At 37.1% G+C, this 16,628-nt stretch carries 14 protein-coding genes; all 14 read left to right on the top strand.

What is annotated here, in order from left to right:
- Window positions 1-66: 66 nt before the first annotated feature.
- The 14 genes from NV377_RS19150 (at window position 67) to NV377_RS19085 (ending at window position 16,616) form a co-directional block, all read left to right on the top strand.
- Window positions 67-507 carry a GAF domain-containing protein gene (locus tag NV377_RS19150; RefSeq protein WP_258202411.1) on the top strand — a complete coding sequence of 147 codons (441 nt, stop codon included), beginning with the start codon at window positions 67-69 and terminating at the stop codon, window positions 505-507.
- Between the two features lie 128 nt (window positions 508-635).
- Window positions 636-1,304 carry a response regulator transcription factor gene (locus tag NV377_RS19145; RefSeq protein WP_258202410.1) on the top strand — a complete coding sequence of 223 codons (669 nt, stop codon included), beginning with the start codon at window positions 636-638 and terminating at the stop codon, window positions 1,302-1,304.
- Window positions 1,294-2,394 carry a PAS domain-containing sensor histidine kinase gene (locus NV377_RS19140; protein WP_258202650.1) on the top strand — a complete coding sequence of 367 codons (1,101 nt, stop codon included), beginning with the start codon at window positions 1,294-1,296 and terminating at the stop codon, window positions 2,392-2,394. Before NV377_RS19145 ends, NV377_RS19140 begins: the two co-directional genes overlap by 11 nt.
- A gap of 1,429 nt (window positions 2,395-3,823) precedes the next feature.
- The gene (locus NV377_RS19135; protein ID WP_258202409.1) at window positions 3,824-4,330 is read left to right on the top strand and encodes a DoxX family membrane protein; all 507 of its coding nucleotides are present in this window, start codon (window positions 3,824-3,826) and stop codon (window positions 4,328-4,330) included.
- A gap of 38 nt (window positions 4,331-4,368) precedes the next feature.
- On the top strand, window positions 4,369-4,677 hold the full coding sequence (locus NV377_RS19130) for a hypothetical protein (protein ID WP_258202408.1): 309 nt from the start codon (window positions 4,369-4,371) through the stop codon (window positions 4,675-4,677).
- A 204-nt stretch (window positions 4,678-4,881) separates the two neighbouring features.
- Window positions 4,882-6,594 carry an alkaline phosphatase gene (locus NV377_RS19125; protein WP_373425836.1) on the top strand — a complete coding sequence of 571 codons (1,713 nt, stop codon included), beginning with the start codon at window positions 4,882-4,884 and terminating at the stop codon, window positions 6,592-6,594.
- A gap of 86 nt (window positions 6,595-6,680) precedes the next feature.
- Window positions 6,681-7,379, top strand: a complete 699-nt coding sequence (locus tag NV377_RS19120) for an ABC transporter ATP-binding protein (protein WP_258202407.1) — start codon at window positions 6,681-6,683, stop codon at window positions 7,377-7,379.
- 5 nt (window positions 7,380-7,384) lie between these two features.
- Complete coding sequence (locus NV377_RS19115; RefSeq protein ID WP_258202406.1) at window positions 7,385-8,584, top strand: ABC transporter permease; 1,200 nt, start codon at window positions 7,385-7,387, stop codon at window positions 8,582-8,584.
- Between the two features lie 14 nt (window positions 8,585-8,598).
- Window positions 8,599-9,480 carry a hypothetical protein gene (locus tag NV377_RS19110; RefSeq protein ID WP_258202405.1) on the top strand — a complete coding sequence of 294 codons (882 nt, stop codon included), beginning with the start codon at window positions 8,599-8,601 and terminating at the stop codon, window positions 9,478-9,480.
- 181 nt (window positions 9,481-9,661) lie between these two features.
- Window positions 9,662-10,396: a response regulator transcription factor gene (locus tag NV377_RS19105; RefSeq protein WP_258202404.1), complete on the top strand. Its 735-nt coding sequence runs from the start codon at window positions 9,662-9,664 to the stop codon at window positions 10,394-10,396.
- Between the two features lie 81 nt (window positions 10,397-10,477).
- Window positions 10,478-11,563, top strand: a complete 1,086-nt coding sequence (locus NV377_RS19100; protein WP_258202403.1) for a sensor histidine kinase — start codon at window positions 10,478-10,480, stop codon at window positions 11,561-11,563.
- 219 nt (window positions 11,564-11,782) lie between these two features.
- Window positions 11,783-12,559, top strand: coding sequence for an ABC transporter ATP-binding protein (locus NV377_RS19095; RefSeq protein ID WP_258202402.1), 777 nt, complete (start codon window positions 11,783-11,785; stop codon window positions 12,557-12,559).
- The gene (locus NV377_RS19090) at window positions 12,534-14,504 is read left to right on the top strand and encodes an ABC transporter permease (protein ID WP_258202401.1); all 1,971 of its coding nucleotides are present in this window, start codon (window positions 12,534-12,536) and stop codon (window positions 14,502-14,504) included. Before NV377_RS19095 ends, NV377_RS19090 begins: the two co-directional genes overlap by 26 nt.
- A gap of 792 nt (window positions 14,505-15,296) precedes the next feature.
- Complete coding sequence (locus NV377_RS19085; protein WP_258202400.1) at window positions 15,297-16,616, top strand: sugar ABC transporter substrate-binding protein; 1,320 nt, start codon at window positions 15,297-15,299, stop codon at window positions 16,614-16,616.
- Window positions 16,617-16,628: the final 12 nt, after the last annotated feature.

The following is a 16,628-nucleotide window of genomic DNA, read 5'->3' as shown; positions in this document are numbered from 1 at the left end:
ATTAGCCTGTTAATATAAGGGTAAAGCAAATACTATTGGATCGACTAGGCAGAAAGGAGCAGGTTTATGACTCCAACTCAAATTTTTGTAGAAGAAAAACTACAACTATTGTTAAAGCGTACACAAAGTGATCTAACAGCTATTGGAGTTTTAGATCGGGCAACTAGAAAGATCCATTGGTATTCCGTGTATGGCAGTGTAAGTAATCGGACGGAGCGTATTAGACAACAGATTAATATTGGTCTCACAGGTGAAGTTCTCCGTACAGGACGCTTTTTACAAACAAGTGCTGCAAAACATCAATTATTCGATTTAGGCGAATCTATTATGATGACAGAGAAACTTCTGCATGCGGCAGCATGGCCAATTATATTTAACGACCTTCAAATCTACGGAGCTATATTAATAGGTAAACGTATTGAAGGAAAATATAACACTGAGCAAATTGAAGCGGGAACAGACATTGTGCATGAACTATCTGTTTACTGCTCCAAATACTTTATATAATATTAATAATAAAGCCTAATCGCTTAAACACCCGTTTAGAAATTACGGAATTCGTACATTTTGCTGTAAACATTCTCGTTTACCGTTATAATAAATGTAGATGATGCCGTGATGAAAGGGTTGTAGAGATGATTAGGCTTCTTATATGCGATGATCACGCAGTTGTTCGATCAGGTCTAGCGATGCTGTTGCATGGTCGTTATGACATAGAGGTAGTAGGTGAAGCCTCTGAAGGTAATGAGGCAATTGCTCTAGCAAGTGAGCTTTTACCTAATGTTATACTTATGGATTTGAGTATGCCGCATGGCAAGGATGGAATGACAGCGTCGACAGAATTGAAAAAGCTGCTTCCACAAGTTAATATACTTATTTTGACGATGCATGATGATGAGCAATATTTGTTCCAAGCAATAAAGGTTGGAGCCTCTGGATATATACTGAAAAACGCCCCTCATGATGAACTTGTAGGTGCAATTCAAGCTGTTGCCAAGGGTGAAGCTTATCTCTATCCTTCAGCAACGAAAACGTTAATGAGCGAATTTATGAATCGTCAAAGTGTAGAGACAATAGATGATACAGCTTATATGAGTCTATCTGAACGTGAGAAAGAAGTATTAAGTTGGCTTGCCAAAGGGTATGCGAACAAAGAGATTGCTCAAAATCTATATATTAGTGTGAAGACGGTTGAAGCTCATAAAAGTAACATTATGGAGAAGCTGAGTTTGAAAACTAGACCAGAGTTGATTAAATTCGCTTTGCAAAAGGGGCTGCTGCAATTTGATGAAGATGAGCAATAATCGAAATCGTCGGCAACACTTTGAACATATTGATGTACTGCTGTCTCGACTTGAAGAAGTGATGGAAGATCAAGAATTGTATGAACGTACGAAAAAATCATTAACAGAATTGATTGATGTGCAATTTGCATTAGGTGTATCTTCGATCGTTGCAATTACAGATGTGCGTGGAAAAATACGATATATTAATGATAAATTTGTAGAAATATCGAAATTCTCGGAAGAAGAACTAATTGGACAAGACCATCGTATTATCAATTCTGGTTATCATCCTAAAGCTTTTTTCAAGGAGTTATGGAGTACAATCTCTCGTGGAGAAGTATGGATGGGTGAGATTAAAAATCGTGCAAAAGATGGCACGTTTTATTGGGTAAATACGACGATTGTCCCATTTCTAGATGAATCTGATCAACCATATCAGTACTTAGCGATTCGTAATGAAGTAACTAAACTTAAAGATGCGCAAAAAGATCTTAAAGATATGATGGTTAAAGTAATGGAAGTTCAGGAGGAAGAGCGTAAACGTATTTCCAGAGAATTACATGACGGTATCGGGCAAAGTTTATTTTCCTTTATGATTCAAATCGATAGAATGTTAGCAGACCATGAACAATTATCGGAACTTCAGCAGTTGAGAAGTAATGTAGCTACGATGATGCAAGATGTTCGTAGTATGGCATGGCAACTACGTCCATCTGTCCTTGATGATCTTGGTGTTGAACCAGCAATTAAAACCTATATGGACAATTACACCGAACATTTCGGAATAAAAGTCCAGCTAGTTGGTCGTTTGAAGCACCGAATGACGTCAATGAAGGAAACGGTTATTTACCGAATTATTCAAGAGGGTTTGACGAATATTGCGAAATATGCAGACGTAGATGAAGCTGTTGTCTCTTTTGAAGATCAAGCCGAGCAAGTCGTAATTACGATTAGTGATCAAGGTGTAGGCTTCAATTATGCTGAGCTGGATCGTACGGGGGTAGGTTTATTCAGTATGGAGGAGCGTGCCAACAGTGTTGGGGGTGCACTTCTAGTCGCTTCTGAGTCAGGAAAAGGAACACGAATAATACTAACAATGCCGAAATAACAATACGTCATAGAAATAAACAGACGACCGCTTTGTAGGGACTTTCCCTATAGCGGTCGTTTTTGATCTATAACGTTATATCTTCAATGAAGGAAATTTCAAGGCCATGACAGACATGGAAGTATATTCATTACAAAGTCGTTAATACTACGACATAGGATCGTGAAAGAGGTCATAACCTACCGACTTTCATAATCTTTTTTTCTTCTTCTCTATGGCGTGTATCCTTCGGTTGGGATATGCGTCTATTTTTTCGTTACACAATATCATTTTTTCTATTGTTCCTTACTCTTACTCTCATTAAATCAATTAAGTGTCCAAGTATCGCCCAAAAGGCTATATGTTGTAAATAAACAATTGGTAAGAACAAATAAGTAGTATCGGGGTTTACATTGATTCTTGTTAACCATTTAATGTTCAGCCAGTGTATCGGATTTGTAATAAAAATGATTATGCTATAATCATCATATCCTGACATATTGAAAAAGCATATCAAAATTGAAAATATAATAAACCAAAACGATAACCTTTTTATAATCGGCATCATTGACCAACTCCATTGTTAGATTAACAGTCCATTTCAATAAACGTCTTATCAATAAATTCCAATAATTTCTTCCCGTAGCCTAACTTATTACCCCTAAGTTCCACAGTAGGATACGTACAGGAAGTTGTATACAGAGTCAGCTACCACAAATGCCAAAATATAAGATATCTAAGGAAGCTTGTTCAATATTTCATAAGCGGATTCCCAATTGCTTTTATCGCTTTTGGCTATGATGCTTCCTTGTCTTGATCTGAGTTATAATATCTTTCAATTTATATCCAGAAAAAGGACCTTTAAGAAATACATTATCTTGCAATGGATTCGTACTAATAAATGTGGAGTAATAAGGTGAGGAGTAATAGATATTGTTGTTTTCAATTAAAACATTAGAAATTGATCCCCATCGTTAGATAGCTGCTTTTTGGAGACATAGTCCAACGTACTGTTATTGAAAGTATCACTTCCTTTATATTGTTTAATGACTTTTATAGTATCTCCAATACCAGCCGTCATAGAGGTTCGAACGCTTACAAGCTCAGAGCATTAAGAAATAAACAAAGGATAACAATCGCAATAACCTTTCTCATAGTAATCAAACCTTTCTTCAACGTATAAAACAATCTAATAAAATAGAAGACTATTGTAATGTTCGTCTATAGAGAGCTAGGTATTACTATTATGACATAGATACAAAACAATGTAATTATATTCCATTGTAATTAAGGGTGAACCCAACAACTACACCGCTTTCAGTTGTTTTATCCCACTGAATAACCTCCAAATAATAAATGTGAATTATTTCACTATATATGTGATTAAAATCACATACTCATTTATGGTGCCATCGTATACTAGGTTCATAAACAACAGGGAGTGATTGATATGTTAAAGTTTTGGAGAGAAAATAAAATCGCAGCCGCTATAGTGGCAATAGTAAGGATCGTATTAGGATACAAATGGATTACAAGTGGTTGGGGAAAAATAACTGGCGGTGAATTCACTGCAGCAGGATATCTACAAAACGCTGTTACTAATCCAGTTGCAAAAGGTGATGAAGCACTATATCCTCTATATAATGCATTTATTGAGCATTTTGCATTGCCAAACGTAGGAATAATTGATTTCATTCTACCTTGGGGTGAGTTTCTTGTAGGTGTTGGTTTAATTCTAGGTGTTCTAACATTACCAGCCGCATTCTTTGGTCTACTAATGAACTTCATGTTCATGTTCGCTGGAACAGTTAGTACTAACCCATATATGATTCTTCTTGGCTTTATCGTTATGCTAGCAGCTGGTAACGCAGGTAAATTCGGTGGTGACTTCTTCGTTCTTCCATGGTTGAAACAAAATGTTGGTGCTAAACTGGCAACACGATTCAAAAAAGGTTAAAATAGCTTAAAACAACATGAAAGGGGCTAATTTGAATAATGGCACTTCGAGAATGTATATTTCATTTCAAATTTATTGATGGTCCGAATACGAAAATGCTTAGAGCACTTATCTTCCTTCCGGATGATCGTAAACCTAGTATTAAAGACTTCATTGCAGCTTTCGCGCAGTTAGGGTATCAGGTTCAGCTTGAAAATGAACAGGAACTTATATTTGCTCCAACAAACGCTAAAGAAACTTATAAACTTGATATTACAAAAATCGAGATAAAGGGTGGAGATGATTCTCCACAGCATGATGGAGAACTTAAATCGATAATTGAACATCTCCGTGGAGGAAGATGGTAGCAATTTTGAACAATAGAATTAGAAGAAGAGTGTAGTCTAATGAACATTAGATTATACTCTTTTTTTTGCGCTCAACAGCTTTGATTTGTTTAATACCCCTTAAATTTACATTACCTATATAATTTCATAATACTCTCTTAACTTTTGTTATGGATAATAAGGAAGTAATGAGTTGGTTAGGAACATACAAATGGAGGGATTAATTTGAAAAAGAAAGTTATTAAAGCAGCGCTAGCAAGCTGTCTCGTATTCTCTACTTTATCCATTCATCCAGTTCTAGCAGCAGACAACCAAACATCTGAAAGTGCAAAATCCAAAAATCTTATTGTATTAATTGGAGATGGAATGGGTCCTGCACAAGTTTCAGCAGCTCGTAATTATTTGAAGTACAACAAGAATATCGATTATTTAACGCTTGATAGCATTTATGTTGGTCAAGCCACTACATACGCAGACCGTGGTGAAGATGGTGGCACAATTGTATCTGGAGTCGTTACTGATTCTGCCTCAGCTGGAACTGCATTTGCAACAGGTCACAAAACATACAATGCTGGAATTAGTGTTTCTAACGAAGATGTATCGAAACCGTTCGCTTCTGTTATTGAAGCAGCGGAAGTAGCGGGAAAAGCGACAGGCCTTGTAACGACAGCTCGTATTACTCATGCTACACCAGCGGTGTATGCGTCCCATGTCCGCAGCCGTGATAATGAATCTGCCATTGCTTCGCAATATTTGGATAGTGGCGTAGATGTTTTATTCGGTGGTGGTAGCTCATTCTTCCTCAGCAAAGCTGATGGAGGTAAGCGAACAGACAAAAGTATCATTACTGATTTTGAAGCTAAGGGCTATTCCTATATAGACAATGCTTCAGAACTTCAATCATTATCAGCAACCAGTGGTAAAGCGCTTGGTTTGTTCAGTAGCTCTCATATACCTTATGTGTTAGATCGAACAGCTGAAATACCATCACTAGCGCAAATGACATCAAAGGCACTTAGCATTCTAGAGCAAGATGAAGATGGTTTTGCAATTATGATTGAAGGAGGTCGTATTGACCATGCTTCGCATGCAAATGATTTCCCTTCAACGGTACAGGAAGTTCTTGATTTTGATGCAGCAGTAAAGGTAGCGCTAGATTACGCTAAAAAATATGGCAATACTTCAGTCGTAATTACTGCAGACCACGAGACGGGCGGCTTATCATTAGCTCGAGATAATATTTATGAAATGAATCTAGATCTATGGGATAAGCAACTTAATTCATCAGAATATCTTATTAGTAAACTTAATGCTGCTGTAACTATTGATGATATCAAAAAAATTGTGAAAGCAAATACTTGGATTACTGACCTTACAGATGAGGAAGCAAAAATTATTCTTGCAGGAGATGGCTCTTCATATGGAAGAGAAGGTGGGTATAACCAAGTGATTAGCAAAAGATTACTAATTGGTTGGAGCGGTCACGGTCATTCGGCAGTTGATGTTGGTGTGTGGGCGTATGGTCCAATTTTAGATTTCGTGAGTGGTCAAATTGATAATACACAAATTGCCAAAGCATCAGCACAAATTATTGATGTTGATCTTACGGCGACATCAACGACTATGCAAGCAAAATATATATATCCTAAGTTCAAGATTACAAGAGATAATGAAGTTCTATACCCAGCTAAAGTTCTTGCTGAGGCACTTGGTGCAAAAGTAGAATGGAACGCTACTGCCCACTTAATTACAATTACAAGTGGCACGAACGTTATGAAAGTAGAAACTAACAAACTCGAAGTTAACCTTAACGGAACAAATACAGGACTACAAGGTCATCTCGATAATGGCAAGTTGTACTTATCACTTGCTGCTTTCAATAAACTTACAGGAAAAAATATGACTTGGGACTCTTTATCTGAGCGCATTGTGAAGTAATTGTTTTTTCAAAAGCAAGACTTATGGACAGGGGAGCATTGCTCTCCTGTCCATTTTCACAACAGAGAGAGGAGAGTTATATCGTAATGGAAAATATGATCTTAGTTAACAGTCTGGAAAAATCATATAAATTGCATCAACGAGCACTTCCCATTATTAGTGTCTCTTCATGGTTTGTGAAGAAAGGTGAGCGTATCGCACTTCTTGGGCCTAGTGGTAGCGGGAAAAGTACACTACTTCATCTTATTGGGGGTATATTAGCAGTTGATCAAGGCACAGTTGAAGTGGCTGGAGAAGTTATTAGTGAGATGAATGAAATGCAACGGGATCGATTTCGTGCCAGAAAGGTTGGCTATGTTTTTCAAGATTTTTATTTGATTCCTTCACTCACTGCGCAGCAGAATGTCGAGCTTGTTATGGAACGTAATTTGAGTAGAAGTGAGCATAATAAGCTGATTGAGCAATGGTTTGAACGAGTGGGGCTTACCGGGAAGCAGAATCAACGTCCTTATCAATTATCACGTGGGCAGCAACAACGTGTAGCTATTATCCGTGCATTAATCAATCATCCTCCACTAATTCTTGCAGATGAGCCGACGGGAAGCTTGGACTGGGAAACAGCAGCGTTTATTATGAAATTGTTACTAGATATATGTGAAGAAAATAATGCGACGCTATTGACGGTAACACATGATTTACATTTAGCGCAATTGTATCCTGCAACCGTTCAAATGGACAATATTAATTTATGTATACAGCATCATGCACTCTCGAAGAAAGGGTGAAGAATATGAATGGTTGGAAATATATCTGGAACAATATGCGATATCGCTCTCTTTTGTCTGCATTAACCATATTTGCTGTCATGATTACGGTAGCATTATTTGTTCTTCTCCTCATAAGTAAAGATAGTGTAGAGCATGGTGCGCAAAAAGGATATGGTCCATTTGAGCTAGTCATTGGTGCTGATGGAAGCGATTCACAGCTAGTTCTTAACACTTTTTATCGTGTAGGAGTGCCAACAGGCAATATTCCACTAGAGCTACTTAGTACAATAGAAAAGAGTGAACATACTGATGTAGCGTATGGTTTGACAACAGGGGATAATTATAATGGATATCCGATTGTTGGTGTTTCTCCAGCTTATTTTGCTACTCGATATGAGGATCGTCATCTGGAAGCAGGACATTTATATGCAGCGCTAGGTGAAGTTACTGTTGGATATGCAGTAGCGAAGGAGCTCGGCATGCATATTGGCGATCAATTCAGTGGTGCTCATGGATTAGTCGAACATGTTGATCTTGATCATGAAAGTAATGAAAAAGATGAACATAATAGTTTTCACTATAAAGTAGTGGGTATATTACCAAAGCTGAACACTGCTGATGATCGCACCGTATTTACAAGATTGGAATATGCGTGGGCGGTTCATAATGATGATGATAGCGCTAAAGAAATAACTTCAATTATTGTTAAACCGTTATCGTTGGTAGGTATTCAATCTTTGAAACAACAGTTCGATACATTGGATAATGTGCAAGCTGTTTATTCAAGTAAAGCGGTGGCAGATGTATTGAATGTAGTGGATACAGGTTCTCAATTACTTATGATTGTCATGTCTATCTGTGTTTTACTTGCGATGGCAGCTCTACTTCTAGCATTGACAGCATCCATTCAAGAGAGGAAGCGTGATGTTGGATTGCTACGCTTAATTGGTAAGTCTAAAGTTTACATATTGAGTACACTGATAGCAGAAGGAATGGCGTTAGCAACAATAGGTTTGATAGCGGGCCTTATACTGGGTCATATTGTAGGTGTTGTCATAAGTGATTCTCTGTTTATTCAAACTGGCGTGCAATTACAGGCGTTCCAGATTGCTACCTACGAGTGGCTTCTTATTATCGCAACATTATCTCTAGCTTTACTTGCATCGTTAGGACCTGCATTGAAAGTTTATCGCACCGATGCGATAACTTTGTTTCGTAATTAGAGGGGGGAATCTCATTGATTCATCATCGTGTTAGCAAGATTATAACGATTGGATGTATGCTTGTTATACTATTCCTGATTGCCGGTTGTGGGGAGCAGAAGTCTGCGGAACAAGTGGGATCTTTTCGCGAAGGGATTACAATAACTGACGAATCAGTAGACTCAGCAAATACGATAGCAACAATACCAATACTTTTGAAACATAATGATTCAGAAAAGCTGGTTCCAGAGCAACAATTGGAACCTCAGACCGATCTTAATGAGATTAACGTTAAAGAGTCTGCTATACCATCGCCTCAAGGGAGCAAGGAAGTAGATTCCACGTTGCCAACACCAACGGTGCCAATAGCAATTCCAACATCTAAGCCGACCGAGCAAGTTTCAACACAACAACAATCAACATCCACACATGCAGCTACTAATAAGCAACCTAGTGATAAAGTAAAGCCTGAACCGACAAAAGCTCCCACTGTTGAGCCTATAAAACCTGATACTGAACCGAAAAAAGAGACAAAGAAAAGCAAGTATCAATCTATTAGTTGGAATGGCTTCTTTGATAACGTAGAACAAAATACGCCTTCAAATGACTTTTGGGATCTATCTGAGGCGAAAAGTACAGTACAAATAAAAGGGTTCATGGGTGAGATACTCTCTTTAGATAAAAACTGGTTTCTTCTTATTCCAGAGCCTGGTGCTGAATGTCCCTTTGATAATGGAGATGAAACCTATTGGAACAAAATAATGATCGTCTATGTTGAGGATGGAACGAAGCTACGTTATACATCCAAACCACTTCAAATTACTGGTCGACTTGATGTGGGTGTTAAAGTGGATGAGTCTGGTTACAAAACAATGTTTCGACTCTATGATGCGAATTTTGAAGAAATTAAAGAGTAACAATCTCCTTATACTGGATAGATGATATGATGGTATTGGAAAGTTGATTTCATTATATGTTTTGATCTATTATGTAGTGGACACCTCTTCTGTATTATAGTGACGGTTCAATACTTTCACTATGCCAAACGGAGCGGTGTCTTTCTATTTTGTAACCGGCCATGAGAAAAGGAGTTATACGATGTATTCGATTATGATTGTTGAGGATGACCCCAAAATTGCTCAAGTATTAAAGTCGAAGTTAGAGCAATATAGTTACGAAGCGTTTATCGCTAACGAATTGAAAAATATAATGGATCAATTTGAACTAATTCAACCACATATTCTGTTATTAGATATTAATTTACCGTATTTCGATGGTTTCTATTGGTGTAGGCAAGTACGTAAAAATTACAATATTCCGATCATATTTATCTCCGCTAGAGACGGTGAAATGGATCAAGTTATGGCTATTGAAAATGGTGGAGATGATTATATTACGAAGCCAGTGCAACTTGAATTATTAGTTGCCAAGGTTAGAAGTCAATTGCGAAGAGCTTACGGCGAATATGCGATTACTCCAACAAATTCTGCTCTAGTGGATGATAATTTACTCTCGAATACTGATGGAGAGATCGGTAAAATTGAGATAGAAGGTATGACGCTATGGCTTTCTCGTAATGAGTTGAGTTATGGGCAACAGCTAGTGGATCTAACGAAAAATGAATTGTTACTTGCTGAATGCTTTTTTACCTATTATGGTGAAGTTGTTACAAGGGACAAGTTGTTGGAAGCTTTATGGGATGATGTTCAGTTCGTCGATGATAATACTTTAACAGTCAATATGACTAGACTCCGCAAGAAATTTGCTGAATTGGGACTACCTTCAGCTATCGAGACGATTCGTGGTCTAGGTTATAAACTCAAGCTCGTGTAGCAGTAGAGCATATGAAATGAATGCTCAAGTTAACATAGTACGAATAGTCTTCTGTGTAAGGAGAGAATGGGGTATTAGGATATGAAGAGTAAGTTTCCAATGCTACGTATGTATATATCAGATCAAAAATATTACATATTCATATATTATCTTGCATGCTTATTAGGTGCAGGATTATTTATGTTGGAATGGAAAAGAACCAGTGGAGACATTGATCTGGGTACAATGAGTTACTTTATTGTATTCACTACGGTCATATTGTTATGTTGGCTTATTATTAATTACTTCAGAATCAAGCCATACTATGAATCATTATCTAAAGCATTAATTGCTGAAGATCCTCTATATGCGGTTCAGTTATTGCAGGATGCACGAACTAGTGAGCAACAGCTTATGAAGCAACTACTCCTTAATCAGCAATCGATGTATATGGAGCAATTAGATAATTTAAGAAGAAAACAAGAAATTCAATATCATTTTACGTTGCAATGGGTTCATCAGATGAAAACTCCAGTATCGGTTATCGATATGCTAATGCAACAAGCTCAAGATGGGGTTAAACATAGATCAATAATGAATTTGCAAGAGCAAGCAGAGTTATATCTTAGCATTCAAGAGGAATCCAATAGACTAGAATCTGGACTTGAGATGATGTTGCATTCCGCAAGGGTAGACAAGCTTGAACTTGATCTTTATGTTCGATCTGTTCCGTTACATGAAGTAACAAGAGATATTATTAATCGTTACAAACGCATCTGTATTCAATATAATATCTATCCTCGGATTATAGGGGAAGCTACAGCTTCTACAGATCAGAAATGGTTCAGTTTTGTTATGCATCAGATCATTAGTAATGCGTTAAAATATAGCAAACCAGTACCAGGTAATAAGACATTAACTATAGAGTTTGAACAAACAGAGTCTCTCACTACTGTAAAAGTAATTGATCAAGGGATTGGTATTGCAACGAGCGATATTCGCCGTGTATTTCAGCCTTTTTTCACAGGAGAAAACGGTAGAACCATCGGAGAGTCAACGGGTATGGGACTGTATTTGGCACAAGAGGTTTGTCAGCGTCTAGGACATAAACTTACGGTGGAATCGCAACTAGGAGAAGGAGCAACCTTCATCATAGCGATTCAATCAACAGGGATCCATAGACTGTAGCACTTCTCCATCATATTCGCCGTCGAATAACCTTCGAAGCTTATTCATCGTGATCACGTGCGGTCATTTTGAACTACCTATAAAAGGTGACAAAGCTGTAAGGTTTGTTTTGTATACTGAAAGCTTCTTCGATTACTGTCATTAGAAAGCTCCATTATAATGAACATATGAACAACACATTTACGAAAACATTATCATTTATATAAAGGAGTTATTATAATGAGCGTATTGAAAACGAAGGGCTTAAGTAAAGTGTATGGTGGAAAAAATAATGTATTATACACTGCGTTGCAAGGTCTTGATCTTGAAGTTGAAAAAGGTGAATTTGTTGGAGTAATGGGGCCATCAGGTAGTGGTAAGACTACTCTATTGAATATATTGGCTACCATCGATAAGGCGACTAGTGGACAGCTAGAAATTAACGGGATTAACCCAGCTAAATTAAATGATCATCAGTTAGCGTTATTCAGACGCCGTGAGTTAGGATTTGTGTTTCAAGATTTTAACTTATTAGACGCTTTATCTGTACAAGAAAATATTATTCTTCCGCTTGTTATGGAAGGCTTAAAACCGAAAGTAATTGAAGAGCGACTGCGTCCGCTTGTGAAGATGCTACAAATTGAAGATTTACTTGCTAAGCGAACATATGAAATATCAGGTGGTCAGAAACAAAGAGCGGCGATTGCTAGAGCGATTATTCATGAGCCATCATTATTGTTAGCAGATGAACTCACAGGTAATCTAGATTCTAAGTCAGCGAAGGATGTAATGGATACATTGCAACAGATGAATACGAATATGAATGCTACGATTCTAATGGTTACGCATGATCCATTCTCAGCAAGCTATTGCAAACGAATCATCTTTATTAAAGATGGTAAACCATTTACAGAAATTTATCGTGGCTCAAATCGCCAAGTTTTCTTCCAACAAATATTAGATACATTAAGTTTGCTAGGAGGCGATTTCGATGACGTTTCGTTCCCTCGCGCTTAAAAATGTAAAAGAAAATTGGCGTTCCTATAGTGCATTTTTCTTAAGTAGTGTCTTCTCAGTAGCTATTTTCTATATTTATATAGCTTTCATTCAACATCCAGATGTGACTAGTGGATATATAGCAGCAGCTTCAAAAGTGAAATCGGGTATGAAATTCTGCTTGTATATTATAGCTATGTTCAGTTTTATTTTCATTCTCTATTCAAGTACATCATTTTTGAAAACTCGTAAAAAAGAATTCGGTCTATTCTCCTTATTTGGTATGACGAAGCGTCAGTTGCGAAAGCTTGTTTTTATTGAAAACATGGTTATTGGAGTGCTATCCACTGGAGTAGGGATTGCAGTTGGTATTCTCTGTAGCAAATTGTTCTTCCTTGCACTGGGTTCATTATTACACTTGAAAGAAAATATTAGCTTTGCTATTCCATTAAGCGCGGTAGTAGTTACGGTTAGCATATTCGTAGGTATTTTCTTTGTTATTACATTATATGCGACACTTCGCATGGGTAAAGGGCAAATTATCGACTTATTACATGCTCATAAAAAGCCAAAAGGACAGTTGAAATATTCAATGTGGCAAGTCATACTTGGCGCTATATGTATCGTGGGGGGCTATGGTCTTGCCGCAACGATGACGATCGAGACATTTATTGTCGTTGCTTTACCGGTTGTAATTCTCGTAGTAGCAGGAACCTACTTCTTGTACTCACAACTTAGCATTGTGTTTTTACAACTATTGAAAAAAAATCGTAATCTCTACTACAATAAATCCAATATGCTTATTATTGGCCAACTCGGATATAAAATTAAAGATAACGCACGTATTCTATTTACGATTACAATACTAAGTGCAGTAGTTATGACGGCGATGGGTACAATTTATATTATGCAACTACTTGGCAAAGAGCAATATGGTTATGGAAGACCATATTCTATAGCTTGGACAGAGCAGAAAAATGACGCTAATCCTGTTACTACAGAAGCATATATGGAAGAAGTAGTGGAACAATCTAAGCATCTTATTGAGAAAAAGGCAACGATGGAAGGATTACTATTACGTAATTTCTCGCTTGCATTTCATAATAGTAACGTTATTTTAGGATCACGCGAAGAATCGGAGAGGTTTTATGATGCGATCATGATCCCACTCTCTACCTATAATCAATATGCTTCAAAAGAGAATCAAATAAAAGATCTTGATGAGAATGAACTGGCTGCTGTAAATATTAGTGTAAGTTATATTGATTCACATGAAGCTAAACTAGTAGGACAAATTAATGGTGAAACGATTGAGTATGAAATTACTAAAATGAATGAAGAAACATTAATGAATAATCATGCAATTCAATATAGAGAAACTATTGTTGTCCCAGATGAACTCTATTCGACATGGGATCAACAAAGTACTGATCAAGACCGCATTGTGTTTCATGGGATAGAAATCTCTAACTGGAAAAAAGCGTTACCACTCGTAGAAAAGATTCAAGCGGATACGAATGATACTGATGAAAAATTAGATATGAATAAAATTATTTATTACGTTGAATATACACAGACGATGTCATTGACTATTTTTATTGGGTTGTTCATTAGTTTATTGTTCTTTATCGCTGCAGGATCATTAATCTACTTCAAATTATTTACTGAGCGCGATGAAGACATTACGATGTTCAAAAGTTTAAGTAGAATAGGTGTGACATATAAGGAAATGAGAAAAGTTGTCATCACCCAAATTGGTATCATCTTCTTCTTGCCTTGTGTCGTTGGTATTTCTCATGCATTATTTGCAATGTTTGCGTTGGATAGCATATTAGAATCATCGAATTGGATATATTCTTTCGTTGTATTTGGAATATACATTGTTATGCAAGGGATTTACTTCTTATTTGCCAGTCGAAGCTATTTATCTAGTATTCGAAAAGGATCAATTACTGTTACTAATTAGGAGTCCGCTCCGAGAACAAGTCGCTGTTCCAATCGGAGTCCACTCCGAGAACTAATCCCTGTTCCAATCGCCGTTGTCCTCGGATTTATCGTAATGGTAATAGCGGTATAAATCCGAGGACAAAAACGACCGCTATCGCTTTTTCACTAGCGATTAGTTCTCTACGCTTTGATATATGTGTGGGGCAAGCAAGGGAAGAACTACGATAATAATGAAGGTAATAAAGGGTATCTTACTTTGTATACATGATGGTGTACAAGAAAGATACTCTTTTATTGTTCCTACTTGATTGGTAGCCTGCCAATAGTTAAATATATTGTCAGAAACTAGTTTATCCATGTGGATATTGATGTCGATTCGTAGTAATTAGCCATGTAACAATAAAAAGGTTCAACCCCATTAGAACAGAGGTTGAACCCGAAAGTTACATTGCCTTTAAATTTTCTATATTGTAGCATAGTACTGAAATAAAAAACAATAACGAAAATAGAAAAAAATAGAAAATCAATGAATATGAAGAAAGGAAGAGCTACAGAAAGAATAAGCGATGTTTTATAGAAAATACATCTATTTTTGACTTAATTTAGTTGAAAACGACGTTTGCAAACGCTTTTATGGTTACTGTATGATTTGCCTAAGACAAAAAGATTAGTTGCTAGATAATAATCTAAAGGCAATGATACCTATTACGGGTACAACCTCGGCACTTAGTGCAAAGAGGGTTGTGCCCTTTTTGTATTTGGACGAGGTAAAGTTTTTACAACTATATTTCAGATTAAGGAGAGATGGGTTATGCAAAAGAAGTCTAAAGGGAAATTATGGGGTTCAGCTATGCTAATTCTAGTGTTAGCTATGATGTTAACAGCTTGTAGTCAAAATGGTAACAATCCACCAGTTAACCAAGGTGGCAATGTTCAAACGAACAATGAACAAAGTAATTCAAATTCAAACTCAAATGTTGATGAGGAGATTAAGCCAGAAGAAGGAGCCAAGCTAGTGGTTTGGGAGTCTAAAGAGCAAATGCCTTATATGCAAGAGTTGGCTGCATCATTTGAAGCAGAGTATGGAATTCCTGTAACACTTGAAGAGGTAGCGGGAGGAGATCAAGGTGGTCGTTTGGCAACTGATGGTCCTTCCAAATTAGCCGGCGATGTATTAACACTGCCGCATGATCAAATCGGATTGGCAGTTAAGGCGGGTTTGATTCTGCCCAATGATTTATACGAGGAGGAAACTCGTAACACTATGGTTGATGCAGCTATTAAAGCTTCTTCCTATGAAGGCGTACTTTATGGATATCCCAAGTCAGTAGAAACATATGCACTATTCTACAATAAGGATTTAGTGACAAACCCGCCTACAACATGGCAGGAAGTCGTGGATTTTGCAAATACTTATAATGATCCAAAGCAAAATAAGTATGCAATTATGTGGGAGTTTGTAGGGTATTACTCTTATCCATTCATTGGTAGCTTCGGAGGATATGTCTTTGGGGATGAGAATACAGATGTAAGTGATATTGGGTTGAATAATGAAGGGACAGTTAAAGGTTTTGAATTTCTACAAAGTCTTAAGCCAATTCTTCCTATGAATGCAGGAGATGTTACCTATGATGTAAAGGCACAATTATTCCAGGAAGGAAAGCTAGCGTTTAACATAGACGGTCCATGGTCAATTGCAGCATTCAAGGATCAGGTTAATCTTGGTGTAGTTCCGCTGCCTAAAACACCTGACGGTAATCCTTCAACGTCATTCTCAGGAGTGAAATCCTATTATGTTAATTCGTATTCTAGCTATCCTATTGCGGCGAGATTATTTGCGAGTTTTGCAAGCAACAAAGAAAATCAATTGAAAAATTTTGAGATGACAGGAGCAATTCCAGCCAATATTGAAGCGGGTGAGGATCCAGCGATCAAAAATGATCCAATAATTAGCGGATTCTTTGAACAGTTCCAATATTCAATTCCTATGCCATCTGTATCCGAAATTAACTCCGTATGGGAGCCGTTGAAAGCTGTATTCATTGCAGCATGGGATGATAATAGCAAAGATGTGAAGCAATTGCTCGATCAAACTGTTAAAACGATAAAAACTGATATTGACTCGAAATAATAAATAGGTGGT

It is taken from the genome of Paenibacillus endoradicis (genome assembly GCF_024721975.1).
This window is presented reverse-complemented; position numbering and strand designations above follow the sequence as displayed.